General features: G+C 38.9%; 28 protein-coding genes and 1 pseudogene. 26 read left to right on the top strand and 3 right to left on the bottom strand.

Annotation, left to right across the window (positions count from 1 at the left end; genetic code table 11):
• Positions 1 to 141: 141 nt before the first annotated feature.
• Positions 142 to 705: a GNAT family N-acetyltransferase gene (locus tag CWS20_RS19755; protein WP_066200811.1), complete on the bottom strand. Its 564-nt coding sequence runs from the start codon at positions 703 to 705 to the stop codon at positions 142 to 144.
• A gap of 179 nt (positions 706 to 884) precedes the next feature.
• On the opposite strand from CWS20_RS19755, the gene spoIIM reads away from it, so the two are divergent.
• From spoIIM to CWS20_RS19670, 17 genes are all read left to right on the top strand, one after another.
• On the top strand, positions 885 to 1,526 hold the full coding sequence (gene spoIIM, locus CWS20_RS19750) for a stage II sporulation protein M (protein WP_066200808.1): 642 nt from the start codon (positions 885 to 887) through the stop codon (positions 1,524 to 1,526).
• Positions 1,527 to 1,767: 241 nt separating this feature from the next.
• Positions 1,768 to 2,229, top strand: coding sequence for a ferric iron uptake transcriptional regulator (fur, locus tag CWS20_RS19745; protein WP_066200805.1), 462 nt, complete (start codon positions 1,768 to 1,770; stop codon positions 2,227 to 2,229).
• Positions 2,230 to 2,354: 125 nt separating this feature from the next.
• The gene (locus CWS20_RS19740) at positions 2,355 to 2,582 is read left to right on the top strand and encodes a YqzK family protein (RefSeq protein WP_066200803.1); all 228 of its coding nucleotides are present in this window, start codon (positions 2,355 to 2,357) and stop codon (positions 2,580 to 2,582) included.
• 8 nt (positions 2,583 to 2,590) lie between these two features.
• Positions 2,591 to 3,484 carry a site-specific tyrosine recombinase XerD gene (gene xerD, locus CWS20_RS19735; RefSeq protein ID WP_066201871.1) on the top strand — a complete coding sequence of 298 codons (894 nt, stop codon included), beginning with the start codon at positions 2,591 to 2,593 and terminating at the stop codon, positions 3,482 to 3,484.
• 541 nt (positions 3,485 to 4,025) lie between these two features.
• A complete protein-coding gene (deoB, locus tag CWS20_RS19730; RefSeq protein ID WP_066200801.1) occupies positions 4,026 to 5,222 on the top strand; it encodes a phosphopentomutase in 1,197 nt (398 codons plus the stop codon).
• A gap of 4 nt (positions 5,223 to 5,226) precedes the next feature.
• Complete coding sequence (locus CWS20_RS19725) at positions 5,227 to 6,045, top strand: purine-nucleoside phosphorylase (protein ID WP_066200798.1); 819 nt, start codon at positions 5,227 to 5,229, stop codon at positions 6,043 to 6,045.
• A 28-nt stretch (positions 6,046 to 6,073) separates the two neighbouring features.
• Positions 6,074 to 7,378: a pyrimidine-nucleoside phosphorylase gene (locus CWS20_RS19720; protein WP_066200794.1), complete on the top strand. Its 1,305-nt coding sequence runs from the start codon at positions 6,074 to 6,076 to the stop codon at positions 7,376 to 7,378.
• A gap of 273 nt (positions 7,379 to 7,651) precedes the next feature.
• Positions 7,652 to 8,818, top strand: a complete 1,167-nt coding sequence (locus CWS20_RS19715; RefSeq protein WP_066201868.1) for a D-alanyl-D-alanine carboxypeptidase family protein — start codon at positions 7,652 to 7,654, stop codon at positions 8,816 to 8,818.
• Positions 8,819 to 9,008: 190 nt separating this feature from the next.
• Positions 9,009 to 9,359, top strand: coding sequence for an anti-sigma F factor antagonist (gene spoIIAA, locus CWS20_RS19710; RefSeq protein WP_066200791.1), 351 nt, complete (start codon positions 9,009 to 9,011; stop codon positions 9,357 to 9,359).
• The gene (spoIIAB, locus tag CWS20_RS19705) at positions 9,359 to 9,799 is read left to right on the top strand and encodes an anti-sigma F factor (protein WP_066200789.1); all 441 of its coding nucleotides are present in this window, start codon (positions 9,359 to 9,361) and stop codon (positions 9,797 to 9,799) included. The genes spoIIAA and spoIIAB overlap by 1 nt, the downstream gene beginning before the upstream one ends.
• Positions 9,800 to 9,810: 11 nt before the next feature.
• The gene (gene sigF, locus CWS20_RS19700; protein ID WP_066200786.1) at positions 9,811 to 10,569 is read left to right on the top strand and encodes an RNA polymerase sporulation sigma factor SigF; all 759 of its coding nucleotides are present in this window, start codon (positions 9,811 to 9,813) and stop codon (positions 10,567 to 10,569) included.
• 154 nt (positions 10,570 to 10,723) lie between these two features.
• Positions 10,724 to 11,344: a stage V sporulation protein AA gene (locus CWS20_RS19695; RefSeq protein WP_066201863.1), complete on the top strand. Its 621-nt coding sequence runs from the start codon at positions 10,724 to 10,726 to the stop codon at positions 11,342 to 11,344.
• Complete coding sequence (locus tag CWS20_RS19690; RefSeq protein WP_066200784.1) at positions 11,334 to 11,756, top strand: stage V sporulation protein AB; 423 nt, start codon at positions 11,334 to 11,336, stop codon at positions 11,754 to 11,756. Before CWS20_RS19695 ends, CWS20_RS19690 begins: the two co-directional genes overlap by 11 nt.
• Positions 11,757 to 11,782: 26 nt before the next feature.
• Positions 11,783 to 12,367: a stage V sporulation protein SpoVABEA gene (gene spoVAEA, locus CWS20_RS19685; protein ID WP_066200781.1), complete on the top strand. Its 585-nt coding sequence runs from the start codon at positions 11,783 to 11,785 to the stop codon at positions 12,365 to 12,367.
• Complete coding sequence (locus CWS20_RS19680; RefSeq protein WP_066200773.1) at positions 12,346 to 13,833, top strand: spore germination protein; 1,488 nt, start codon at positions 12,346 to 12,348, stop codon at positions 13,831 to 13,833. The genes spoVAEA and CWS20_RS19680 overlap by 22 nt, the downstream gene beginning before the upstream one ends.
• A gap of 207 nt (positions 13,834 to 14,040) precedes the next feature.
• The gene (gene lysA / locus CWS20_RS19675; RefSeq protein WP_066200770.1) at positions 14,041 to 15,360 is read left to right on the top strand and encodes a diaminopimelate decarboxylase; all 1,320 of its coding nucleotides are present in this window, start codon (positions 14,041 to 14,043) and stop codon (positions 15,358 to 15,360) included.
• A gap of 400 nt (positions 15,361 to 15,760) precedes the next feature.
• Positions 15,761 to 16,123 carry a GNAT family N-acetyltransferase gene (locus CWS20_RS19670; protein ID WP_066200767.1) on the top strand — a complete coding sequence of 121 codons (363 nt, stop codon included), beginning with the start codon at positions 15,761 to 15,763 and terminating at the stop codon, positions 16,121 to 16,123.
• Positions 16,124 to 16,141: 18 nt separating this feature from the next.
• Here CWS20_RS19670 and CWS20_RS19665 read toward each other — a convergent pair whose 3' ends face one another.
• Complete coding sequence (locus CWS20_RS19665; protein WP_066200764.1) at positions 16,142 to 16,657, bottom strand: DUF309 domain-containing protein; 516 nt, start codon at positions 16,655 to 16,657, stop codon at positions 16,142 to 16,144.
• Between the two features lie 215 nt (positions 16,658 to 16,872).
• A pseudogene (locus CWS20_RS29070) lies at positions 16,873 to 16,950 on the bottom strand (YjcZ family sporulation protein); the annotation flags it as partial.
• Between the two features lie 245 nt (positions 16,951 to 17,195).
• On the opposite strand from CWS20_RS29070, the gene CWS20_RS19655 reads away from it, so the two are divergent.
• The 9 genes from CWS20_RS19655 (at position 17,196) to CWS20_RS19615 (ending at position 24,824) form a co-directional block, all read left to right on the top strand.
• Positions 17,196 to 17,948: a segregation/condensation protein A gene (locus CWS20_RS19655; protein ID WP_066200762.1), complete on the top strand. Its 753-nt coding sequence runs from the start codon at positions 17,196 to 17,198 to the stop codon at positions 17,946 to 17,948.
• Positions 17,949 to 18,530: an SMC-Scp complex subunit ScpB gene (gene scpB / locus CWS20_RS19650; RefSeq protein WP_066200759.1), complete on the top strand. Its 582-nt coding sequence runs from the start codon at positions 17,949 to 17,951 to the stop codon at positions 18,528 to 18,530.
• 423 nt (positions 18,531 to 18,953) lie between these two features.
• Positions 18,954 to 19,316: a hypothetical protein gene (locus CWS20_RS19645; RefSeq protein ID WP_083957469.1), complete on the top strand. Its 363-nt coding sequence runs from the start codon at positions 18,954 to 18,956 to the stop codon at positions 19,314 to 19,316.
• Positions 19,317 to 19,394: 78 nt separating this feature from the next.
• On the top strand, positions 19,395 to 19,883 hold the full coding sequence (locus tag CWS20_RS19640; RefSeq protein ID WP_066200751.1) for a YpuI family protein: 489 nt from the start codon (positions 19,395 to 19,397) through the stop codon (positions 19,881 to 19,883).
• Positions 19,884 to 20,098: 215 nt separating this feature from the next.
• A complete protein-coding gene (locus CWS20_RS19635) occupies positions 20,099 to 20,989 on the top strand; it encodes a superoxide dismutase (protein WP_066200748.1) in 891 nt (296 codons plus the stop codon).
• A gap of 461 nt (positions 20,990 to 21,450) precedes the next feature.
• Complete coding sequence (locus CWS20_RS19630) at positions 21,451 to 22,602, top strand: D-alanyl-D-alanine carboxypeptidase family protein (RefSeq protein WP_066200745.1); 1,152 nt, start codon at positions 21,451 to 21,453, stop codon at positions 22,600 to 22,602.
• Complete coding sequence (locus CWS20_RS19625; RefSeq protein ID WP_066200742.1) at positions 22,595 to 23,182, top strand: nucleoside recognition domain-containing protein; 588 nt, start codon at positions 22,595 to 22,597, stop codon at positions 23,180 to 23,182. The genes CWS20_RS19630 and CWS20_RS19625 overlap by 8 nt, the downstream gene beginning before the upstream one ends.
• A 6-nt stretch (positions 23,183 to 23,188) precedes the next feature.
• Entirely contained in the window at positions 23,189 to 23,722 is a 534-nt protein-coding gene (locus tag CWS20_RS19620) for a spore maturation protein (protein WP_066200739.1), read from the top strand.
• A gap of 376 nt (positions 23,723 to 24,098) precedes the next feature.
• Complete coding sequence (locus CWS20_RS19615; RefSeq protein WP_066200736.1) at positions 24,099 to 24,824, top strand: pseudouridine synthase; 726 nt, start codon at positions 24,099 to 24,101, stop codon at positions 24,822 to 24,824.
• The last annotated feature ends 183 nt before the right edge of the window (positions 24,825 to 25,007 follow it).

Raw genomic sequence — 25,007 nt, 5'->3', positions numbered from 1 at the left:
TAAAAGTTTGCCCTTTCTTTGCCATAGAAAAAATCCCCTCCAAGTAGCATTCTTTCCTTCATGGTAACATGAAGGTTTTTTTGAATGTCTACTTAAAGGGGACATTAACAAAGCCAGATTTTCCGGGCAGCTTTTTTAATGCTATTCTTTAACCTTTGCGAACACGCATGTATCTCTTAAAGTTTGGCCATCTGTTGCCAAGCTATCCTTTCTCAAAATTCCTTCCAAAGTATAGCCTAATCTTTCAGGAATATTTCTGCTGCTTGTATTTTCAGAATCACAGCGGATTTCGATGCGATTCGCTTGCAGGTGAGAAAATGTAAATTGTGTAAGCTGTTCTACTGCTTCAGTAATATAACCTTTTTTGCTATGGCGAATATCACACCAATAGCCAATTTCAAATTTTCTCACATCCCAATTAATGCGATGTAAGCCAATCGAACCGACGAAAACGTCCCCATCTTTCAGGAAAATATGCATTCGAAAATCCGATCGCTTAATAAACTCAGCGTAAGATTGTCTGATTCCTGCCTCAACCTCTTCCACGGTTTGCTCATTTTTTGCAAAAGGCAGCCATTTGCTTAATGATGCCCGCGAGGCTGCAATCGCTTCGTGAACAAGTATCCCTTCACCATGCAAGCAAGGGCGGAAGTATAGTCGTTCGGTCTCAATTTTTTCCGGAAAATCAATCAATACTGGATCCATATAAAGAAGCCCCTTTAATTTTTTAAACAATTATATATGGAGCCTACAGCAGCGGCAACACATTTTGGGAAAATAAATAATTTTCTTTAAAAGGCTCTTCAAAAATTTTAATTTCTATTGTCATACATGAGAGGGACGAGCATACATTTTAATAAGTGAACTTTACAGGAGGAAGAGCAATGAAGAAAAAAATGTACCAGAACGTCGTCGCAAATCATTTCCGTGAGCATTCCTCAATCTACTTATTTGTCATTGTGCTTTTTCTTATGGGCGTTATTTTTGGCGCTGTTGTGGTGAATAGCTTAAGCTTAACGCAGAAGGATGATTTATTTAATTATTTAACACAGTTTTTTGGCCAGGTCGCAAGTGAACAAGTTGCTGCCCCGAAGGATTTATTTCAACAAAGCCTTTTTCATAATAGCAAATTCATTGGATTAATATGGCTGTTAGGCATATCCATCATCGGTATGCCGATTATATTGGTTCTGTTATTTGTTAAAGGGATGGTCGTTGGCTTTACAGTCGGATTTTTAGTGAATCAAATGGGATTGCAAGGATTTATCCTATCATTTGTTTCGGTATTACCGCAAAATCTTATCATTATTCCGATCTTTATTATTACAGCAACCTTTGCCCTTGCTTTCTCAATGAAGATGATTAAACGCCAATTTATGAAAAAGATCAGCAGTCCGGTCATGCCATTGTTTGGCAGATACGTGTTCGCCTTCCTTGCAGCCATCATTTGTTTAGGCGGAGCTGCTGGTATTGAAGCCTATATTTCTCCTGCTTTAATGAAGTCAGTCATTGAATCGGTGATATAAATATCATTTTGTGAAAATTGTTGCTATTTAAATTTGCAGCATGAATAGATGCGCTTTTGCATAAAAGCTTAAATACAAGTGTGCAGAATCCAGCAGGGTTCTGCATTTTTGTTTGTTTAATAAATGATAACAATTATTATATGATAGTCATTATCTAGTCTTATTTGTAATGATTTTAGTTTGATTCTAAACATCTATCTGTTATAATGAGAATGTTAGTGGTGAGGGAGGGACATTTGGTATGGAAAGCAGAATTGACAGAATAAAAAAGCAGTTGCATTCATCCAGTTATAAACTAACACCACAGCGTGAAGCTACGGTTCGCGTTTTGTTAGAACATGAAGAGGACCATTTAAGTGCGGAAGATGTATACCTCCTTGTTAAAGAGAAATCCCCAGAAATTGGCTTAGCGACTGTTTATAGAACACTTGAATTGCTAACAGAATTGAAGATTGTTGATAAAATTAACTTTGGTGATGGTGTATCCCGCTATGATTTACGCCAGGAAGGTGCAGCCCATTTCCATCATCATCTAGTTTGTATAGAATGTGGAGCGGTAGACGAGATACAGGAAGACCTACTTGAAGATGTGGAAGAAGTTGTTGAAAAACGGTGGAATTTCAAAATTAAAGATCATCGTTTAACTTTTCATGGTATATGTTATCGCTGTCAAGATAAGAAAAAAGATGATTCAGAATCGTAATGGAAAACCTTTTCTAGATGGAAAGGTTTTTTTGCTATCAGATAAGCAATCAGCGCAATCCAGGTATAATTCTTGTCCAAATTGGCATATCTTTTAATATTAAGAATTGTTTTGGGGGAGAAGTTATGAAATCTTGGTTTAAAGTTGCTTATCAAACAGTAAAAGTATTTGTACTATTTACAGGATGCACAATCCTTTTTTATTATGGTATTATGTGGTTAAATGAGGAGTATCAGGATTATCATCGCTATGATGAACCGAATGGTGCAGCTGTAAAAGTAGTTGCAAGTGCGAACGAAACAGATTCAACATGGTTTGAGCGGTTAATCCTTTTCTATTTAAATGGGGAGTAATGGTAGCAATGAACGATCACCTGAAAGATTTCATCCATTATTTAGTTGTTGAAAAAGGACTTGCAAAGAATACGATTTTATCCTATGAACGAGACTTAAAGAGCTACTTAACTTATTTAATAAAGGTAGAAAGTCTTAATGATTTAAATAAAGTGCAAAGACTGCAGATTGTTCATTTTTTGGCGCATCTAAAAGAGCAGGGAAAGTCAGCCAAGACGCTCGCTCGCCATATTGCCTCAATCCGTGCTTTTCATCAGTTTCTTTTACGTGAAAAAACGACTGATAATGATGCATCCGTACATATAGAGTCGCCTCAGCCAGAAAGAACGCTGCCAAAGGTGCTCAGTATGGAGGAGGTTGAGACATTGCTTGAAACCCCAAAGGCAATAGACCAGTATGGGATTCGCGATAAAGCAATGCTGGAGCTTCTTTATGCAACGGGCATACGCGTTAGTGAACTTATTCACTTGACCGTTTCGGATATTCATTTATCTATGGGCTTTATTAGATGCATCGGCAAAGGAAATAAAGAGAGAATCATTCCTTTAGGTAAAACAGCCCAGGAAGCACTTGGAGTATATTTAAATGGTGGAAGATCAATGTTTGTATCACCTAAACATAAGGATGATACATTATTTTTAAATCATCATGGGAAAGGGCTGACGAGGCAAGGGTTTTGGAAAATATTGAAAAAGCTTGCCGGAGAGGCTGGAATTCAGAAAGAATTAACACCCCATACTTTACGTCATTCCTTCGCAACCCATCTGCTTGAAAATGGTGCAGATTTAAGAGCAGTCCAAGAAATGCTTGGACATGCAGATATTTCAACAACGCAAATATATACTCATGTGTCAAAAGCTAGATTAAAAGATGTATATAAACAATTTCATCCGCGGGCGTAAAATATGACAGAATGATATAGTTTTAATAAACAGCCTAAAGAAATTCAATAAAAGGGGCTGTTTTTCTTTTGGGAATTAAGTACAATATAGATGTCAGACTTCTGACATATAGGCGTGTATCTGTGTTGTTTTTTTATTAAAAGGGTATGATATGAAATGATAACGGTTTTATTCTTGCTCTCTATTTTTTGTAATCGGATACATTTATCGCAGATTAGCGGACAGAAAGACCGCCACAGGAATCTAAGAAGCATAGGTAAAGGATAACTGCCAGTCAAAGCCCGATGACCACAACTTAGACTAAACACGCCACGTCCTGTGGCAGCATCTGAGTGACCTGCATTCTGCGGGCACTGACGAGCAATCAGTAGGGATGAAAGAAGACGCCAACTGACGGAGATTTCACTTTATTATTAAAGGCAGTTTTTGGAGCAAAGAGAGGTAAACCTCAGCTCGTTTTTGCGCTTTTGGGATTCTTCTTCAAGCGCTCGCTTTTATAGGGTGGTCATGTACTCATATATATAAAGAGGGAGGAAATAAAATGAAAGACTTTACATATAAAAGAATTTTTTTAATCGTAATGGATTCTGTAGGTATTGGCGAGGCACCTGATGCTAAAAGCTTTGGGGATGAAGGAGCCCACACGCTCGGACATATTGCTGAGAAAATGGGCGGTCTGCATATGCCTAATATGGCAAAGCTAGGTCTAGGAAATATAGAAAAAATTCAAGGAATCCAACCAGCTGATCAGCCTCATGCCTATTATACAAAGCTTCAGGAAGCTTCTGTCGGAAAAGATACAATGACAGGTCATTGGGAAATTATGGGTTTAGTTGTGGATACTCCTTTTCAAGTATTTCCGGATGGCTTCCCAGAGGAGTTAGTTTCTGAATTGGAAGCAAAAACCGGCAGAAAAGTGATAGGCAATAAACCGGCAAGCGGCACAGTCATCATGGATGAGCTTGGCAAAGAGCATATGGAAACAGGTGCTTTAATCGTTTACACATCTGCAGATTCAGTCCTGCAAATAGCTGCACATGAAGATATTGTTCCATTAGAAGAGCAATATAAGATTTGTGAAATTGCAAGAGAATTGACGCTAAATGAAAAATATATGGTTGGCAGAGTGATTGCTAGACCATTTATCGGGCAGCCTGGTAGCTTTACAAGAACTTCAAACCGCCATGACTATGCACTAAAGCCTTTTGGACGCACAGTAATGAATGAATTAAAGGACGCTGGCATTGATGTCGTTGCCATTGGAAAAATTAATGATATTTATGATGGCGAAGGAGTGACCGAAGCTGTCCGCACGACTTCAAATATGGATGGAATGGATCAATTAATCCGTTCAATGAGCAAGGACTTTACAGGAATCAGCTTTTTGAATTTAGTTGATTTTGATGCTTTGTTTGGTCATCGCCGTGATCCAGAGGGCTATGGAAAAGCATTGGAAGAGTATGACGAAAGATTACCTGAAGTGCTCTCGAATTTGGAAAAAGATGATTTGCTGATCATCACTGCAGATCATGGCAATGATCCGATACATCATGGGACAGATCATACGAGAGAGTATGTTCCTTTACTAGTCTATTCGAAGAAAATGGCTTCAGGAAAAGAGCTTCCTATCGGTAAAACCTTCGCCAATATTGGCGCAACGATTGCTGATAATTTTAAAGTGAAGATGCCTGCTGCAGGCGAAAGTTTTTTACATTTAATTAGTGGGGAAAGGAAGTAAACAGATGGACGTTACGATGATAAAAGAGGCTGCACAATTTTTGCAAGGTAAATATAACGGCAAACCCCGGATTGGCCTTATTCTTGGTTCAGGTCTAGGCGTTTTAGCGGATGAGATTGAAAGCAGTGAAAGTATTTCATACAGCCAAATTCCTGGCTTTACGGCTTCAACGGTAGCTGGACATGCAGGACAGCTTGTTTTTGGCAAACTGAATGGCATTGAGGTTGTCGCAATGCAAGGGCGCTTTCATTATTATGAAGGTTATTCATTTGATAAAGTTACTTTTCCAGTTAGAGTGATGAAAGAGCTTGGCATCGATCAGCTGATTGTGACAAATGCGGCGGGCGGAATTAATGAAAATTTCTCACCTGGCGATTTAATGCTGATTACGGACCATATTAATAATATGGGAGGCAACCCGCTAATTGGGCCAAATGATGAGGCGCTTGGTGTTCGTTTTCCAGATATGTCTGAAGCCTATTCCAAACGTTTAATTGCTGCAGGAAAGGAAGTGGCAGCAGAATTGAATTTATCCATTCAAGAAGGCGTTTACGTGGCCAATACAGGTCCAGTATATGAAACACCGGCTGAGGTCAGGATGTTAAGAACAATGGGCGGAGATGCTGTTGGCATGTCCACTGTACCGGAGGTCATCGTTGCCAATCATGCAGGAATGAAGGTTCTTGGCATTTCCTGTATTTCAAATATGGCTGCCGGCATTCTCGATCAGCCATTAAATCATGAAGAAGTGATTGAAACAACTGAAAAGGTAAAGCAGCAATTTCTATCTTATGTAAAAGGGATTGTACAAGCAATCGGTTAAATATGAGTTTAAGGCAGGGGGAATTACTATGCGTATGGTAGATATTATTGAAAAAAAACGTGACGGTCATAGATTATCAAAAGAAGAAATCAATTTCTTTGTTAACGGTTATACAAATGATACGATTCCCGATTATCAAGTGAGTGCTTTAACAATGGCTATTTTCTTCCAAGGAATGACAGAGGAAGAAACCGCTGATTTGACAATGGCGATGGTTCAATCTGGTGAGCAAATTGACTTAAAGGCGATAGAAGGAATAAAGGTTGATAAGCATTCTACAGGCGGCGTTGGCGATACGACTACGCTAGTTTTAGGTCCTTTAGTTGCTGCAGTTGGCGTGCCGGTTGCTAAAATGAGCGGAAGAGGGCTAGGTCATACCGGTGGCACGATTGATAAATTGGAAGCAGTAAAGGGCTTCCATGTTGAAATTGAAAATGAAGAATTCGTTAAGCTCGTAAATGAAAACAAACTAGCAGTTATCGGGCAAAGCGGAAATTTAACACCGGCTGATAAGAAACTGTACGCATTAAGAGATGTTACAGCTTCAGTAAATAGCATTCCGTTAATTGCAAGCTCAATTATGAGTAAGAAGATTGCTGCAGGCGCAGATGCCATTGTGCTTGATGTTAAAACTGGAGCAGGCGCGTTTATGAAAACATTAGACGATTCAATCGAACTTGCTAATGCAATGGTGCAAATCGGCCATCATGTTGGACGAGAAACGATGGCTGTCATTTCAGATATGAGTCAGCCATTAGGTTTTGCCATCGGCAATGCGCTTGAAGTGAAGGAAGCAATTGACACACTTAAGGGTGAAGGGCCGGCTGACTTAACAGAGCTATGCCTAACTTTGGGCAGTCAAATGGTGTATTTAGCTAAAAAAGCAAGCTCAATTGATGAAGCTAGAAAAATGCTTGAGGATGCAATTGCAAGCGGTATGGCGCTGCAAACCTTTAAAACATTTCTACAATCGCAAGGCGGAGATGCTAATGTAGTAGATCAGCCTTCGCTCCTCCCGCAAGCAAAATATACGATTGAGCTGGAAGCAGAAGTGGATGGCTACTTATCAGAGATGGTCGCCGATGAAATTGGCACAGCTGCAATGCTTCTTGGTGCAGGAAGAGCAACGAAAGATTCGGAAATTGATTTAGCAGCAGGGTTAGTTCTCCATAAAAAGATTGGAGATAAAGTTACAGCAGGTGAGTCGCTCTTAACGATCCACAGTAACTTTGAAGAGGTAGATCATATTAAAACGAAATTATATGAGAATATCACCATCTCAGCTGAGCGTGTGGAATCACCTGTATTAATTCATAAAGTCATCACAGCATAAACATCAAGCTATCCAATTAGCCATTATCCATCTCGCTATTGGATAGCTTTTTTTATCGAAAAAGCGATCTAACTTAAAGAACAAGCTCCATCGAAAATCCCCTCCTTATCGGAACACTCCAGCTCGTGCCAATAAAATGAAGGCATACATTTTAGTTTGTATATACGCCCAATTGTATTAGGAAACAAAAATTCTCTGAGAAAGGCAATGGTTTGGTATAAATTATCTGCAAATGGAAATGATGGAATCTATAAAGAATGGAGGGTTTATGCGATGAAACGAGTAATCTCAATAGCTACTGTTTTTTTGTTGATGTTATCAAGCTTTTCGCCGCAAGCGTTTGCGCGAGAAAGTGAAAAGAGTGAAGAACTAGTCGAAAATGCAAAGTCAGCTATTTTAATTGAACGCGACACAGGCGCTGTTTTATATGAAAAAAACAGCAATGAGCAGTTGCCTCCAGCAAGCATGACGAAAATCATGACGATGCTGCTGATTATGGAAGCCATTGATGAGGGAAAGCTTTCATGGGATGAAAAAATCCGTACGAGTGAATATGCAGCATCCATGGGTGGTTCACAAATCTTTCTTGAGCCAGGGGAAGAAATGACTACGAAGGAAATGCTTGAGGGGATTGCCATCGGATCAGGAAATGATGCATCTGTTGCTGTTGCCGAGAGGTTAGCAGGTTCAGTGGATAAATTTGTCGATAAAATGAATGAAAAGGCGAAGGAGTTAGGCTTGAAGGATACGGTGTTTAAAAACCCGACAGGTTTGCCGGTTTCTGATCACTATAGTACGGCATATGATATGGCGATGATGGCTAAAGAGCTTTTAAAGTATGAGGATATTACTAAGTATACTGGGACGTACGAAGCTTATTTAAGAGAAAATACTGATAAAAAGTTTTGGCTCGTTAATACTAATAAACTCGTCCGCTTCTATCCAGGGGTAGACGGATTAAAAACAGGCTTTACACAGGAAGCGAAATATTGTTTAACGGCTACAGCAGAGAAAGATGGTATGCGCGTGATTGCTGTCGTTTTTGGTGCGCCAACCTCTAAGGAGAGAAACGCAGAAGTGACAAAAATGCTCGATTATGCATTTAATCAGTATGAAACTCACCCGATGTATGAACGAAATCAGTCGCTCGCAAAAGTAGTAGTCAGCAAGGGTGAAAAGAATCAAATTGAAGCATTAACAAGTGAACCAATATCCATTCTTACTAAAAAAGGTGAGAGTGTAAAAGAAATTAAACAATCTGTGAAACTGAAAGAGAATGTAAAAGCGCCTGTCAAAAAAGGTGATGAGATAGGGACAATAACATTTAAAAAAGATGGGAAAACAATCGTAGAAAGTCCGTTAGTAGCAAAAGAAGGCAGTAAAGAAGCAAGCTTTTGGACATTATTCAAAAGGTCGATGGGACTGTTTACGAAATCTTAAAGATGAGAGCTGTCGAAATCCTTCGTGGAACATACTAAATTTAGCGAATCTTCACTAGTTTTGTCCTCTTGAAGGAAAAGGGCAAGCGCTTATAGAAATTGACTCACTAAAGGCGAAAAAGAGCTTAAATCATTAAGCTGAAAAAGCCGATCCATTTTAAGTAGCTGTATATTAAAGGAGGCTATGGGTAGTGAGTCTAAACATTAATTTGGAAGTAAAGCATGATGTTTTATGTATTCGATTAAGCGGAGAGCTCGATCATCATTCTGCAGACGAACTGCGCGCGCAAGCGACGAAAGCAATCGAAGAGCAAGACATTCATCATATTGTTTTAAATCTTGAACAATTATCGTTTATGGATAGTTCTGGCTTAGGCGTTATTTTAGGCAGATATAAGCAAGTGAAGCAGTTGAATGGCGAAATGGTTGTATGTGCAATCTCTCCAGCCGTGCAAAGATTATTTGATATGTCAGGTTTGTTTAAAATTATTCGATTAGAACCGACAGAAGAATATGCTTTGCAAAGATTGGGGGTTGCATGATGAAAAACGAAATGCAAATCCAATTTAGCGCGTTAAGTCAAAATGAATCTTTTGCTCGTGTAACAGTTGCCGCATTTATTGCACAGCTCGATCCAACAATGGATGAATTAACTGAAATTAAAACAGTTGTTTCAGAAGCTGTAACCAATTCAATTATTCACGGCTATGAAAATGACTCAAATGGCATTGTTTATATTTCTGTAAGCATTGAAGACGGTTTAGTCAATTTGTCCATTAAGGATAAAGGGATGGGCATTGTAGATATAGATGAAGCACGGCAGCCGCTTTATACAACCAAGCCTGAATTAGAAAGGTCTGGAATGGGCTTTACAATAATGGAAAATTTCATGGATGAAATCAGCATTGTATCACAACCTGGTGAAGGCACAGAAGTCCGTTTGAAGAAGCATTTATCAAATAGTAAAATGCTATGTAATTAAGGAGTCTTGCTATGGATGTGGAGGTTAAATCAGGAAAGGCACAAAACTATTTAAAGGATCATGAAGTCAAGGAACTGATTAAAAAAAGCCAGGATGGCGATCAAGGTTCACGAGATTTAATTGTGCAAAAAAATATGCGTCTCGTGTGGTCAGTTGTTCAACGGTTTCTTAACCGGGGTTATGAGCCTGATGATCTTTTCCAAATTGGCTGTATTGGGCTTTTAAAATCAGTAGATAAATTCGATTTAAGCTATGATGTGAAGTTTTCAACCTACGCAGTTCCGATGATTATCGGGGAGATACAGCGCTTTATCCGCGATGATGGAACTGTAAAGGTGAGCCGATCATTAAAGGAATTAGGTAATAAGATTCGCAAAGCAAAAGATGAATTGTCTAAATCACTTGGACGCATTCCTACTGTTTCTGAGCTCTCTGAATTTCTTGATATTCCATCTGAAGATATTATTCTTGCTCAGGAAGCAGGACGGATCCCATCTTCCATTCATGAGACAGTTTATGAAAATGACGGTGATCCCATTACCTTGCTTGATCAGATTGATGATGGAAATGAAGGGAAATGGTTTGATAAAATTGCTTTAAAGGAAGCGATTAGAGAACTCGATGAACGGGAAAGGTTGATTGTGTACCTCCGATATTATAAAGACCAAACACAATCTGAAGTAGCAGAAAGACTGGGGATATCACAAGTGCAAGTATCCCGCCTGGAAAAGAAAATACTCCAGCAAATGAAAGAACACATGGATTTGTAAATCCATGTGTTCTTTTTTTATGACTAAGACTGGATAGTTAGCAAAAAAATGAAAAATTTAACAAATCTTATCCAACCCAATTATTGGTCTTCATGAAGTAAATATTAGTAACTCATACTATATGCAAGGAAATCTTTGTGTGGGAAGTGAAGGGATGGATCAGTTAGTATATATTCGCATGCGACATCGTCTGCAAGTGAATCCGCACGAACTTGTATTTCTAAAAGATGTAGCACAAATTATTGCAGATGAGTCAATTTTAGAAGAATTGAGCCGTGTGCCGCTATATAAAGTAACGGCTGAGGACAGAAATATTATCATAATCGATGTGATGAAAGTAATCAGGCAATTGACAGAAAGGTTTGCACCTATAGAAGTTCAGATGATAGGACCAGCTCAGACGATTATTGAAGTAGTTGCCCAAAAAAGAAAAATATCAAAGCCGATGTTTATCTTAATCTGGCTGCTATTATTTTTCGGAGCGGCTCTAACAATCATGAACTTTCATGAAGATGTGAGCATGCAGGAAGTTCAGCAAAAAATATTCACACTCGTAACTGGTGAGATAGACCCTAAGCCGCTCATCTTTCAAATCCCTTACTCAATCGGACTGGGACTTGGAATGATTATTTTCTTTAATCACGTATTTAAGAAGAGATTAAATGAAGAGCCAAGCCCATTGGAGGTTGAAATGTTTAATTACCAAATGGATTTGGATAATTACGTTTCATTAAATGAGAATAAAGAAAGTATGAAAAAAATTGATGACCATTAAAACAATTTTCGTCATGTTTCTTGGTCTGTCAAGCGGACTGGCGGTAGGGGCTGGTTTTGTCGCATTCTTATCAGTATTAGGCATTATCCCGCGGCTTACGCAATTATCAAAAACAATGAAAATGATACATTTTTATGAATGGGCGGCAGTTCTAGGTGTGATGGCAGGTGCGATGGCTGCGATGTGGAACCCGGTATTTTTTTTTACGCCAGTCGTTTTAATTCCAATCGGACTTGCCTGCGGAATTTTTGTAGGCATGCTTGCAGCTGCGTTAACTGAAGTACTGAATGTTTTTCCTATATTAGCAAAAAGAATTGGTGTCGATGGACAAATCGCCTATTTATTAATGGCCTTTGTTTTTGGGAAAATCATTGGCTCTCTTTTTCAATGGATATATTTTGTAGGCAAATAAAGATATGACAGGAAAGGACATCATATATGGATGAACGGAGGCGTGTCATTTTAATAACTGACGGGGATGAATATGCTAAACGGACGATGGAATTGATAGCAAAAGAGGTTGGCGGCAGATGCATCTCAGCATCGCGGGCAAATCCGACAGTTCTTTCTGGACATGAGATAGTTAAGCTTATAAAAAGAGCTAAAAAAGATCCTGTATATGTCATGTTTGATGATAGCGGCTTTGTTGGAGAGGGTGCCGGCGAACAGGCGATGAAATATGTAGCCAATCATGATGACATTGAGGTGCTTGGTGTGATCGCAGTAGCCTCAAGAACACGCCATGAAGAATGGACAAGGGTGCATGTAAGTATTGATCGTTATGGAGAATTAACAGAATATGGCGTTGATAAATACGGCATACCAGAGTTGGAAGAAGGCAGAATAACAGGTGATACCGTTTATTGTCTCGATACATTGAATGTCCCTTTTATTGTAGGAATCGGTGATATCGGAAAAATGGCAAAGGTGGATCATTATAAAAATGGCTCACCGATTACAAGAAAAGCAGTAGAACTTATCTTGGAAAGGAGCGGATTTAAATGGCAGAGCACAAGGAAGTAAGAAAAAGGCCAATTCCTAAATCAGTCAAAGAATTGGAAGAATATATGACAGACCGGGTAGGACTTGGTGAAAGCTTTGATCTTGGTGTGCGAAAATTAAAGGTGTTAAAAAAAGAACTGCATCTTTATTATATAAACGGGTTGACAGATACCCAATTTATTATTGAAATAGTCGAAGAGCTTGTAGCAATTAACGATCATGAAAGGCTATCAACACACCTTTTTGACATTGTTGAAAATCGCATCGTTCATCAGTCGGTTGACCGCATAAAGACGATTGACGAATTGGTTGATCAAGTTTTATCAGGCCTGATTGTCGTTGTTATGGAGGGGGAAACGACTGGCTTAGTAATCGATGTGAGAAGCTATCCGGGAAGAACACCTCAAGAACCGGATACTGAAAAGGTTATTCGTGGATCAAGGGATGGTTTTGTAGAAAACATCATTGTCAATACTGCCTTAACTAGAAGGAGAATCCGTGATGAACGACTTAGGTTTGAAATGATGCATGTAGGTGAGCGCTCAAAAACAGATGTCTCTATCGGTTACATAAAAGGGCTAGCAGACCCAGATTTAATCGATATTATAAGAAAAGAAATTGATGCAATAAAGATTGATGGCTTAACAATGGCTGATAAGTCTGTAGAGGAGTTTATCTTGCATCAGAGCTATAATCCTTTTCCGCTGGTCAGATATACAGAGCGTGCTGATGTGGCTGCGACACATCTAATGGAAGGACATGTCGTCATCTTTGTTGATACCTCGCCAAGCGTAATTATTACACCGACAACTCTTTTTCATCATTTGCAGCATGTGGAGGAATTCCGACAGGCACCGGCAGTAGGTACGTTCGTAAGATGGCTAAGATTTCTCGGGTTAGCTGCCTCCCTTTTTTTATTGCCATTATGGTTTTTATTCGTATTAGAGCCGTCATTATTACCCGAGCCTATCGCTTTTATTGGACCGAATGAAGAAACGAATATTCCTATTCTTATCCAGCTGCTTTTAGCGGATTTAGGAATAGAATTTTTAAGAATGGCAGCCATTCACACACCGACCCCTCTTTCTACAGCTATGGGCTTAATAGCTGCTATATTGATTGGTGACATAGCGATTAAGGTAGGATTGTTTGTACCAGAGGTAATTCTATATGTGGCGGTTGCTGCGATAGGTACATTTGCCACGCCAAGTTATGAATTGAGTATCGCTAACAAATTGATTCGGATAGGCTTGCTGGTGGCGGTCGCGATTTTTCATACACCTGGGCTTGTCGGTGGCATCACGCTATTTGTTCTCATTCTTGCCAGTATTAAATCCTTTAGAACTCCGTATTTATGGCCGTTTATCCCGTTTTGTCCCGGCGCATTTGTTCATATCCTGATTAGAAGAGCTGTACCTGGCTCGAAAATTCGTCCGAGCATCACACATGCAAGAGATAGGTATAAACAGCCTGCTAGAAATAAATAGTTGATTGCCGATTGCGCACCATGTACGAAATATGATAAAGTATTTTCAACTGTATAAAGGGTTAAAGGATGACAGAATAGACAGTTTCTTTAGATGCTGTCTATTTTACCATTACTTAATAAGAGGGCATGAGCACATCTTTTATAGTTTTTAGATATAAAATGTATTTTTTTTAAATGATTTTTTGTAATGGAAAGAGGGGAAAGCATGTATTTTCACGGAACGTCAAAGGTGAACGATAAGGGGCATTTAGAGATTGGTGGAGTCGATACCGTTGATTTAGCTAATAAATATGGCACACCATTGTATATTTATGATGTTGAATTGATTCGAAATAGAGCAAGAGGCTTTAAGCAAACATTTGACGATTTAGGCATAAAAGCACAGGTTGCGTATGCAAGCAAAGCATTTTCTACTGTGGCCATGATTCAGCTTGTCGAACAGGAAGGGCTTTCTCTTGATGTTGTTTCCGGAGGGGAACTTTATACCGCACTTGCTGCTGAATTTCCTGTAGATCGCATTCATTTCCACGGCAATAATAAGAGCCGAGAAGAATTGGAGATGGCACTCACAAATAATATCGGCTGCATTGTTGTCGACAACTTCCATGAAATTCATTTGCTGGAGGAAATAGCGGATAGCTTAAATAAAAAAGTAAAGATTTTGCTTAGGGTAACTCCAGGGATTGAAGCACATACCCATGACTATATTTTAACTGGTCAGGAAGACTCTAAATTCGGGTTTGATTTGCAAAATGGTCAAGCTGAAAAGGCATTAAAATTAGCTATTGAGTCAAATAATCTGGATGTTCTTGGCATTCATTGCCACATTGGTTCACAAATATTTGATACGACAGGTTTTATATTAGCAGCTCAAAAGATCTTTACTAAATTGAACGATTGGAAAACAGCGCTATCCTACGAACCAAGAGTACTTAATCTAGGCGGAGGTTTTGGCATTCGATATACGGATAATGATGAGCCCTTGTCACCGGATAAATACGTTAAAGAAATAATAAATGAAGTAAAAAAACAGGCTGAAAACTATCAGATGAACATGCCCGAAATCTGGATAGAACCAGGCCGGTCTTTAGTGGGAGACTCTGGTACAACGATTTATAAAATCGGTTCATCTAAAGAAGTTCCGGACGTAAGAAAATATTTGGCCATCGATGGGGGAATGAGTGATAATATTCGTCCTGCTTTATATCAGGCAAATTATGAGGCAGTCCTAGCAAATCGAGTGCTGGAACAACCTGAAGAAACTGTTTCAATTGCTGGGAAATGCTGTGAATCAGGCGATATGCTCATCTGGGATTTACCTTTACCAAGGGCTGGAAGTGATGATCTATTAGCAGTTTTCTGTACAGGGGCATACGGTTATTCTATGGCAAATAATTATAACCGCATCCCGCGGCCGCCAGTTGTTTTTGTTGAAAGTGGTTCAACCACATTAGTTGTCCGCAGAGAAACATTTGAAGACATGGTTCGCCTTGATCTGCCAATCAATGAAAGAGTAAAAAATTAATTTAAGCAGGAGGAGAGGAGACTTTCCTCCTGCCTTGTCTTGCCTGCCATAGTTTTCAAAAAAAATCTATTGGATTCTGTTAGCTTATGGTGTACAATGGGTGTTATCTTATAGTGAGTCGGTAACCTGAGCTGATTTTTAGTCTCTATTGTATAAGTGCTGAAAAAAAGGAGCGCAGATTTGCACCATGAAGCGAAGCAATATTTTATTATTTTTGTTTATTTTAGGAATCGGTTTTGTATGGGGCATTATATATTGGATATTTATCGCACCTGGAAGTTAAATTTTTTGAGCAAACGAACGTAATTGTACATATGATATCGTAATGATTATCGTTTAATTATTTTAAAGTATGGAAATAATAGCTAATAAACGGTTTAACAAACAATGAGGGATTATAATGCTAATTCGATATAAAAAATCATTTGAAAAAATTGCAATGGGTCTTTTATCTTTTATGCCGAACGAGAAGGATTTAAGAAAACTTCTTCAAACGATTAAAGATTATGAGAATGAAGATAATTTGCAATTATTTTTGTGGAGAGAAGAAGAGGATATTATTGGCCTTGTCGGTGTATCCTTAACTGAAAACAACATTGAAGTGCAGCATATTTCTGTGAATCCATCACATCGACAACTAGGTATTGGCAAAGCAATGATAAAGGCACTGAATGATATGTATGCGGAGAAGGAATTAACCGCAAACGAATACACAGAAGCATTTTTACTAAAATGTGAAGAAGGTTGTAAAAGCAGCGATTAATAGTCGCTGCTTTTTAAGTTAGTCCTTGCCCATCTCCAGCGCTTTCTTTCTCTCCATTATTACATCAGTCCGATCTCTTCTTGAATGCCGATGAACTAAATCTTCATTTAGCATATCGCTGTGTGCTCCCCAGTTAAACTCCCTTTTCAAACAAGCTTGTTTTGCCGCTTCAGTAAGCTGTAAATCAGCAATAGGGAGAAAATAGCTTTTGTAGGGTAACTGTGAAGCAATCGAGTGAGACAAATGCTCCATTAATTTGAAAAGTTCCTTCTCATCTAATCCGAGTTGAATTAATTCATTCCGCCTCTTATCTAAAATTATGATCGCTTTTTGCATTGTGCGTTCAGCGCCTTTGAAATTGCCTCTTCGGTGGTGATAATTTGATACGGCAATTTGGATAAGGCCAACCCAAACAGAGCTTTTATTATTTTTATCCACACTTTTCCAATATTCCTCAAGGATTTCATGACATTCAAAATAATCTCTGTCACCATGGAAGTGTGCTAAGTATTCTATGAAGGGTTGTGGATGCATTTTCCTTTACCTCCTTTATCGGCGCCTTTTTCTACAAGTTTAGCCCAATAGTATCATAAATTTCGCCCTGTTAAAAGAAAATGCCCGCATATTAGCGGGCATTAAAGGGCAAGTTTTATGTGTTTTTTTAATAGCAGTTGAAAAGCTAATAATTGTTATGAAAATTCTTTTCGCTGTATAGAAATGCTATCGCCAGCTACTTTTGCACTTCTATGTTAAAATAACCAAGAAGCGCCTACGATTACAAGTAAAATAAACAGAACTACAATTAGTGCAAAGCCTGCACCAAATCCGCAATCATCTCTATGATGATGATCTCCACCACAATCTTGTCTGGACATTTTCTTATACCTCCATTATCGCCTATTTGTCATTACCTTTTCATTGTATGTAACTGGTTATTCATTTGTTTGGGCTCTCATAAATTAGGCGATTGTTAACAAGATTGTAATGGATTAGTCCAATGTAATCATCTATACTGTAATAGAATAACAACTAATAGAACAACATTAATACTATAGAAATTTTGGTGGAACATATGCAGCATTATAATGTTAAAATTGATGCATTTGAAGGGCCGCTTGATTTGCTTCTTCATTTAATCAATCGGTTAGAAATTGATATTTATGATATCCCTGTAGCAGAAATTACAGAGCAATATTTAATCTTTATTCATACAATGAAAGAGTTGGAGCTTGATATTGCCAGCGAATATTTGGTAATGGCTGCAACCTTGTTAGCGATAAAAAGCAAAATGCTTCTTCCTAAACATGAGGAAGACGAGTTTGATGAGGATCTTGATGTGGAAATGGAAGAAGATCCCCGTGACGAGCTTGTTGAGAGGTTAATAGAATACCGGAAGTATAAAGAAGCAGCAGAAGAGTTAAAAGAACTGGAACAGGAAAGAAGCTTAATGTATACTAAGCCGCCTAGCGACCTAGCTGGGATCGCCAAGGATGCAACGCCGGAGAAGGCAAACTTGGATGTATCTCTTTATGATATGCTCGGTGCGCTGCAAAAACTGATGAGAAGAAAGAAACTCCAAAAGCCGCTTTCCACAAAAGTTGCCCGTCAGGAAATCCCGATTGAAAGGCGGATTACGGAAATTCTTACAGTTTTAAAAAGCTTTAGAGGAAGAAAAAACTTTAATGATTTATTCACAATTCACAATCGAGAACATGTTGTAGTAACCTTCCTTGCCGTATTAGAGTTAATCAAAAGAAAAGAAATTCAAGTAACCCAGGAGAATAATTTTGCTGATTTATTTGTAGAGTCAACGGAGGCTAGTTAAATGAATAGTGTAAATTGGAATGGAATTGTTGAAAGCCTTTTATTTGCAGCAGGAGATGAGGGGCTTTCATTAAAACAAATATCAGCTGTTTTAGAGATTGGGGAAATAGAGGCAAAGGATAAAATGAATGAGATTATCCAAATGTATAATAGTGATCCAAACCGTGGGCTGCAAGTCCTTGAGATTGGCGGCACATACCAGCTGGCAACGAAAAAGGAATTTGCGATTTACTTAAAAAGGCTTGTGGAATCGCCGTCGTCTACTTCACTATCTCAAGCAGCACTGGAAACGCTGGCAGTGATTGCTTATAAGCAGCCAATTACAAGGATTGAAATCGAGGAGATTCGCGGTGTGAAAACAGAGCGGCCTCTGCAAACATTGACAGCTAAAGCGCTTATTAAAGAAGTGGGCAGAGCCGAAGGAAATGGCCGTGCCTATTTGTATGGAACAACAAAGGAGTTTTTAGATGCGTTCGGCCTGAAGGATCTGGCAGAGCTGCCAAAGTTGCCGGAGCAATCTGAAGACGATGAATTCGCTCAAAATGAAGCTGATTTATTTTTTGATACTTTAAAACAAGTATAATAAATGAGAAAAGTGCATAGATTCTAGATAATTCTGAACACTCTTGTCGGGTTTTATGTTACTATAGAATTAAAAATAGGGTATGTAATATTACCCTCAGCGTGTTGGAGAAGATAGATTTAGTAGGAAGTGTCCGCTCGACCATGCGGGAGAGCAGCGAGACCATTGAGGCGCCTAGCGCCGAAGCGGCTTCTCGAAGCACGAACCGCTAAAAAGGGGCGGTAAGCCTCAAAAAATCCCTAATCTCATCATTTTTATTAAGTTTCTTTCTCTACTGCCTGAGTGTATGTAATAATATCCTGCATCTTCTCACCAAGTACTTCCGTATGAATGCGAAATTAATTTTTACATCACGTTCATTTTAACAAAAGATACCCGTATTCAAATAAGAGTTAGGCTGTTATGAATGAGGAGGGTTTTGCATTGTTAATTAAGGATTACAAGGGCTGGGAGCTCGAAAAAGCTGTGCCGAATTCATTCGAAGACTTTTTTAATAGAAGTGAAGTAACTTTTGAAAAGGATGGACGCGAAAAGACTTTAACCATTACATATGTCCAATACTTTGAAGAATTCATGAGTGAATTTACTCCGTTTAGGCAAGATCCATTATTTGAGATAGGATCAAGAGAAGTGGCATTTAAAGATATCGTCGCCGCTGTTTGCCTGCTAAACCAACCGGATTTTAGCGAGCGAAAGCGCGTATTTGTCAGTTCAAAAACAGAATTTTTATCCCTGTTTAATGGCTTTGACTTTAACAAACTCCCAGATAGACTAAGAACCGATTGAAAATTAAAAACCAAATTCATCATGCAAATGAGACAATAAAAAAATGAATAATGCACCTTATAATACAGGAGGAGAATAATGGCAAATTCAATTGTTGAAACACAAATGAAAGATGTGCAGCAATTCCTCAGCAGTGCAGTAGTTATCTTTGAGGACTTTTTAAATGAAACGACCTTAAGTGCCTTATTAGAAGAAAAGCAGGGCGACAAGGATTATTATAAAAGCATTTTGACGAATTTAAGAAAACTATTAGTTTATTGTGAAGAGGGGCATGATGCCTGCCGAATTATCTTGATGAGCGATCAATTCCAGCGCGGAGCAGCCGAAAAGACGCTGTACCGCTTATACCATCACTGTATTGAAGAATTTTTTGCTCCGCGAAGCGATTCTTGGTATGAAAATAGCCGTTCGGCTTATACTGGAAAAAACTCAATCCGCTTTCATAAAGAGGTGCCAGACAGCGTATCCAATTTGTTTAAAGGGTTAGAGAGCGACTTCCAAAAGATAAGAGAAGAGCTAGAATATTATGAAACAGATTATCGCACGAAGATGATGCAATCAAAATAATTGCAAAGCACTGAATGGATTTTACTAATGCTTCCGGTCGGAAAATCTCAAACCATTCATTTTTATTTTTAAATTGAGTTTCTCTACTGCCTGAGAACAGCCATATTGGCTGTTCTTTTTTTGTCAAAACATAATTATAACTGGAATGATTAGCTATAATTGTTCAAATCATGTCATAGGATGAAAAGAGCAGGTCATAACCAGGAGGGGTTTTTTTGAGCAGCATGAATGCCTATTTAAAAGAAGTGTTTAAATGGAATAAGGAAATGCGGGATTTCCTCGAAAGCGAAAATATTGATGAAAATAATGAATTATGGGGGAAATTGGACCGGATTACAAATGTAATGGATGGCATCACTGATCAGATGAGTACAGATCAATTAGAGGAAATATCAGAACAAGTAGAAGAGCTCCATGAAGAGATGGAAGCTTATTTTAATGATCGTCTTCAGCTTGGCAATATTTATGTGAATGAGACATCCGTACCAATTGGCCAGCATGTGCTGCCGCCTCTACCTTACGGATACAATGCGCTTGAGCCATATATCTCTGAAGAAATTATGCGCCTCCACCATGATAAACATCATCAGTCATATGTAGATGGTTTAAATAAAGCGGAAAAAGAGCTTGAAAAGGCTCGCAGGAACAGCGATTTTTCACTAGTTAAACATTGGTCAAGAGAGCTTGCATTTCATGGTTCTGGCCATTATTTGCATACGATTTTTTGGAATAATATGAGCCCTGAAGGCGGCGGAAAACCATCAGGGCCACTGCTGAAACAGATTGAAAAATCTTTTGGCAGCTTTGAAAAATTCAAGAATCAATTTACAGCAGCAGCCAAAGAAGTGGAAGGTGTCGGCTGGGCAATCCTTGTCTGGTCGCCCCGTGCGCGCCATCTCGAAATACTGCAATCAGAAAGGCATCAGCTTCAGACCCAGTGGGATACAATTCCTCTGCTTGTCCTCGATGTATGGGAGCATGCCTATTATTTACAATATAAAAACAATCGGGGAGATTATGTGGCAAACTGGTGGAACATCGTTAATTGGCAAGACGTTGAACAGAGATTCCAGCATGCATCACAACTAAAGTGGAAACCTGCTTAGGCTAAAAGACTAACTTTTGGTTAGTCTTTTAGCAAGGAGAGTTTGGGATTTTCCATGGCCTACTGCTCCCTCCATAAAGATTTGAACAATATGTGTGCTTCGTTGGTACACAATGCCTCGAAATAGGGAAAATGAGTAAAATGAACACTTTCTTCGCAAAAGCAGTGCCCGAAAACGGGAACTACGTCGAAAAAGCGCGACTGTCTCGCTTCTCTCTCGCAGGAGTCGTGCGGAAACCTCTCCAAGTTCAACTTTTCTTATTATGGCTTTCTCTACACTCTGAAAGACTAGCTTTCGGGTTAGTCTTTTTAATTGTGCTTCTTCGGTGACCCAATGTGTGCAGAAGACTAGAGAAACTCTCTTGAAATCATTTCCATTTGTTTTTCAAAGATGAAATTGTCATAACGGAACTTGTCCTGCATAAACTTGTACAAACCAATAAATGAGGCGGGGTCTGTACAATGAAAAAATGGAACAAGCTCATAGTCTTTTCAATCATAACCGTTCTATTATTTGCAATTGTTCCGCAAAAGGCAGCGGCAAATGTTTCTGTCAGCGCCAGAAATGCGATATTAATTGAACAAGAATCCGGACGAATATTATATGAAAAAGCGGCAAACGATCAAAACCGGATTGCAAGTATAACAAAAATTATGACTGCTGTTTTAGCAATTGAATCTGGCAAGCTGGAAGATATGGTGAAAATAAGTGAATCAGCAGTCAAGGCTGAGGGTTCTTCTGTATATTTGAAGCCGGGTGAAGAGGTGAAGCTGGAGGACTTAGTTTATGGACTTATGCTTAGGTCCGGTAACGATGCCGCTGTAGCGATTGCGGAATATGTCGGAGGCAGTCTCGATGGATTTGTTTATTTAATGAACCAAAAGGCAGATGAAATTGGCATGAAAAATACTCGCTTTGCCAATCCACATGGACTGGACGATCATGAGAATCATTTATCGACAGCATTTGATATGGCGATATTAACCCGCTATGCAATGGAAAATGAAACCTATCAAAAGATCGTCGGTACCGAAGTACATAGAGCGCCGAATCCGACAGAATCATGGGACCGTGTATGGAAAAATAAAAATCGCCTCTTAACTGGCTTATATAAGTATACAACTGGCGGAAAGACCGGCTATACGAAGCGGGCAAAAAGAACCTTAGTTTCATCTGCATCAAAAGATAATCTTGACTTAATTGCCGTTACTTTAAATGGGCCAGATGATTGGAATGATCATATCCAAATGTATGAAAACGGGTTTGATCATTATCAAAAAGTTGAAGTACTAAGCAAAGGTACGATTGAAAAGATTGAAGATGATTTTTATAAGGGGAAGGTTTATTTACATAGCGCCTTCACCTACCCTGTAACAAAAGAAGAGAAAGGCTCATTTGAAGTAGAGTACAAGCTCATTAAACCAAAGGAAGATTGGGAAGATCATGCGCGCGTGCCAGAGATTGTCGGGAAAGCGGTCGTCTACTTTGAAAATGAGAAAGTGAAAAGCCTCCCTATTTTCTATCAGCAGCCAGAGCGAAAAGAAAATCAATCCTTTTTTGATTATTTTCGCAGCTTATTTACCTCAATAGTTGGTGTTAGAACAGATGATTAATATTATATGGGCATTTTTAGCGATAGTAGGAATTGTGTTCGCTATGTTCAATGGCACAATCAGCGAAGTAAACGAAGCTGTTTTTAAAGGAGCAAAAGAAGCGGTGACGCTGTGCATCGGATTAATTAGTATTTTAGTATTTTGGCTTGGCATGATGAAGATTGCAGAACATGCGGGTCTTCTCGATAAGCTGGCGAAGCTATTTAGACCGCTTATCACTAGACTGTTTCCAGAAGTGCCAAAGGACCATCCGGCAATGGGCTATATACTCTCAAATATGATGGCAAATCTGTTTGGGCTCGGAAATGCAGCCACACCGCTTGGCATAAAGGCGATGGAAGAGCTAAAAACATTAAATGGCGGAAGCACAGAAGCGAGCCGTTCGATGATTACTTTTCTTGCTATCAATACATCAAGTATTACATTAATCCCGACAACCATCATTGCCATCCGTATGAATTATGGGTCCGCTTCACCAACTGACATCGTGGGGCCGACATTAGTGGCTACTATTTGCTCAACCATTTCTGCCATTTTAATAGACCGCTATTTTTATTACCGAAGAACCCGTAAAGGATGAGATAGCATGCAGATTGTATCATTAATTTCCCTCTGGTTTATACCTGCATTAATAGGATTCATTTTATTATATGGAACATATAAAAGGGTTCCTACCTACGAGAGCTTTGTTGAGGGAGGCAAAGACGGAATAAAAATTGCGATTTCGATTATTCCCTTTCTTGTAGGGATGCTAGTCGCCATATCGATTTTTAGAGCTTCTGGCGCATTAGAGTTTTTTCTCGATATGATTCGGCCGTTATTCACTGCGATCGGGATTCCTCCTGATGTTGTGCCACTGGCTATTATACGCCCGATTTCCGGTAATGCTGCATTGGGAATGACAAGTGACTTAATCGCTGAACATGGGCCTGACTCATTGATCGGAAGAATGGCGTCAGTAATTCAAGGAAGCACGGATACCACATTTTATGTCCTGACAGTTTACTTTGGTGCGGTTGGCATTAAAAAGATGGGAGACGCTTTGAAAGTTGGTCTGTTAGCAGACCTTGCCGGTTTCATTGCAGCAATTGTGATTGTGTTAATAGTTTTTGGCGGATAATATTCATATTAGAAAAGAGCAGCTATCAATTAAATGTGCAGAGACTGGGACATAACTAAACCATTCTTAAAACCGAATCATTTCTAATTTAATTTAGTGATGTTATTAAATAAACCGACTATTACGAAACTCTAATCAGAATTTCGCTTGATAGTTCGGTTTTTTCATTGGCTGAAATACTTCTGTCCAAGCCTCTTTTTCTATTATTTTGAAGAGTTCTTTCTATTTGTAATATAAAAAAGTTGCAAAGTTTAGTCAGTATATCATCCTGCAATCCTTCCTACTTTTTTTACCCACTTTGAAAAACGCTGAACTTATGGCATAATTCATAAGGATAGATATATGAGTGAATTTGAGATTTTTGAGGTGACTTATAATGGAAAGGTTACAAAAAGTCATTGCCCATGCAGGCATTGCATCACGTAGAAAAGCCGAAGAGCTGATTGCGGAAGGCCGGGTAAAGGTGAATGGCAAGATTGTAAAAGAACAAGGGGTAAAAGTCTCCCCATCTGATAAAGTGGAAGTAGACGGGATTCCGGTTGAAAGAGAACAGCCAGTATATTTCCTTCTTTATAAACCTAGAGGAGTACTATCAGCTGTTTCTGATGACAAGGGCAGACAAGTGGTAACAGATTATTTTTCAGAAGTGGAACAAAGAGTCTACCCGGTAGGCAGACTGGATTATGATACATCTGGCTTATTAATTCTCACTAATGATGGTGAATTTGCTAATCTGCTTATGCATCCACGTAATGAAGTAGAAAAAGTGTATGTTGCCAAAGTGAAGGGAATACCAACAAAAGAAAGCCTGCGCACTTTGCAAAGAGGTGTAAAATTGGAAGATGGAAAAACAGCTCCAGCTAGAGCAAAAGTAATTTCCGCCGACAAGAAGAAACAGACGGCAATCATTGAGCTGGTTATTCATGAAGGGCGCAATAGACAAGTGAGAAGAATGATGGAAGCTATTGGGCACTCAGTATTGAAGCTGAAGCGTGAGCGCTATGGATTTCTTACATTAAAAGGATTATCCGCTGGCGAGGGCAGAGAACTATCTGCTCATGAAGTCAAGCAATTAAGAACGCTTGCTACACAGAAAAAGTAATAAACTGGCTGAAAATTCATAGAGTTGTCACAGTTACTTCACACCGTTTACAAGGTCTAATATGGAAGTAATGATATAATAAATACCAAATGTTTAGAAAAACTTGGCTTTTGCCAAGTACTTCTGCGAATGCCTGAGTTTTTCTTAAGCATTATTTTAACAAGACTTCAAAGGATATAGGGA

Origin of the sequence: Cytobacillus horneckiae, assembly GCF_002835735.1 — a bacterium.
Taxonomy (GTDB): domain Bacteria; phylum Bacillota; class Bacilli; order Bacillales; family Cytobacillaceae; genus Cytobacillus; species Cytobacillus horneckiae.
This window is presented reverse-complemented; position numbering and strand designations above follow the sequence as displayed.

Coding starts and splice junctions, on each gene's coding strand:
- CWS20_RS19695 (WP_066201863.1), top strand. CDS start 10,724: ATGGATCAGTTAGTATATATTCGCATGCGACATCGTCTGCAAGTGAAT.
- CWS20_RS19755 (WP_066200811.1), bottom strand. CDS start 705: ATGGATCCAGTATTGATTGATTTTCCGGAAAAAATTGAGACCGAACGA.
- spoIIM (WP_066200808.1), top strand. CDS start 885: ATGAAGAAAAAAATGTACCAGAACGTCGTCGCAAATCATTTCCGTGAG.
- sigF (WP_066200786.1), top strand. CDS start 9,811: ATGGATGTGGAGGTTAAATCAGGAAAGGCACAAAACTATTTAAAGGAT.
- CWS20_RS19680 (WP_066200773.1), top strand. CDS start 12,346: ATGGCAGAGCACAAGGAAGTAAGAAAAAGGCCAATTCCTAAATCAGTC.
- CWS20_RS19670 (WP_066200767.1), top strand. CDS start 15,761: ATGCTAATTCGATATAAAAAATCATTTGAAAAAATTGCAATGGGTCTT.
- deoB (WP_066200801.1), top strand. CDS start 4,026: ATGAAAGACTTTACATATAAAAGAATTTTTTTAATCGTAATGGATTCT.
- CWS20_RS19725 (WP_066200798.1), top strand. CDS start 5,227: ATGGACGTTACGATGATAAAAGAGGCTGCACAATTTTTGCAAGGTAAA.
- CWS20_RS19620 (WP_066200739.1), top strand. CDS start 23,189: ATGCAGATTGTATCATTAATTTCCCTCTGGTTTATACCTGCATTAATA.
- scpB (WP_066200759.1), top strand. CDS start 17,949: ATGAATAGTGTAAATTGGAATGGAATTGTTGAAAGCCTTTTATTTGCA.
- CWS20_RS19740 (WP_066200803.1), top strand. CDS start 2,355: ATGAAATCTTGGTTTAAAGTTGCTTATCAAACAGTAAAAGTATTTGTA.
- CWS20_RS19625 (WP_066200742.1), top strand. CDS start 22,595: ATGATTAATATTATATGGGCATTTTTAGCGATAGTAGGAATTGTGTTC.
- spoIIAB (WP_066200789.1), top strand. CDS start 9,359: ATGAAAAACGAAATGCAAATCCAATTTAGCGCGTTAAGTCAAAATGAA.
- CWS20_RS19720 (WP_066200794.1), top strand. CDS start 6,074: ATGCGTATGGTAGATATTATTGAAAAAAAACGTGACGGTCATAGATTA.
- CWS20_RS19665 (WP_066200764.1), bottom strand. CDS start 16,657: ATGCATCCACAACCCTTCATAGAATACTTAGCACACTTCCATGGTGAC.
- spoVAEA (WP_066200781.1), top strand. CDS start 11,783: ATGGATGAACGGAGGCGTGTCATTTTAATAACTGACGGGGATGAATAT.
- CWS20_RS19630 (WP_066200745.1), top strand. CDS start 21,451: ATGAAAAAATGGAACAAGCTCATAGTCTTTTCAATCATAACCGTTCTA.
- CWS20_RS19715 (WP_066201868.1), top strand. CDS start 7,652: ATGAAACGAGTAATCTCAATAGCTACTGTTTTTTTGTTGATGTTATCA.
- CWS20_RS19640 (WP_066200751.1), top strand. CDS start 19,395: ATGGCAAATTCAATTGTTGAAACACAAATGAAAGATGTGCAGCAATTC.
- CWS20_RS19615 (WP_066200736.1), top strand. CDS start 24,099: ATGGAAAGGTTACAAAAAGTCATTGCCCATGCAGGCATTGCATCACGT.
- CWS20_RS19690 (WP_066200784.1), top strand. CDS start 11,334: ATGACCATTAAAACAATTTTCGTCATGTTTCTTGGTCTGTCAAGCGGA.
- CWS20_RS19655 (WP_066200762.1), top strand. CDS start 17,196: ATGCAGCATTATAATGTTAAAATTGATGCATTTGAAGGGCCGCTTGAT.
- lysA (WP_066200770.1), top strand. CDS start 14,041: ATGTATTTTCACGGAACGTCAAAGGTGAACGATAAGGGGCATTTAGAG.
- fur (WP_066200805.1), top strand. CDS start 1,768: ATGGAAAGCAGAATTGACAGAATAAAAAAGCAGTTGCATTCATCCAGT.
- xerD (WP_066201871.1), top strand. CDS start 2,591: ATGAACGATCACCTGAAAGATTTCATCCATTATTTAGTTGTTGAAAAA.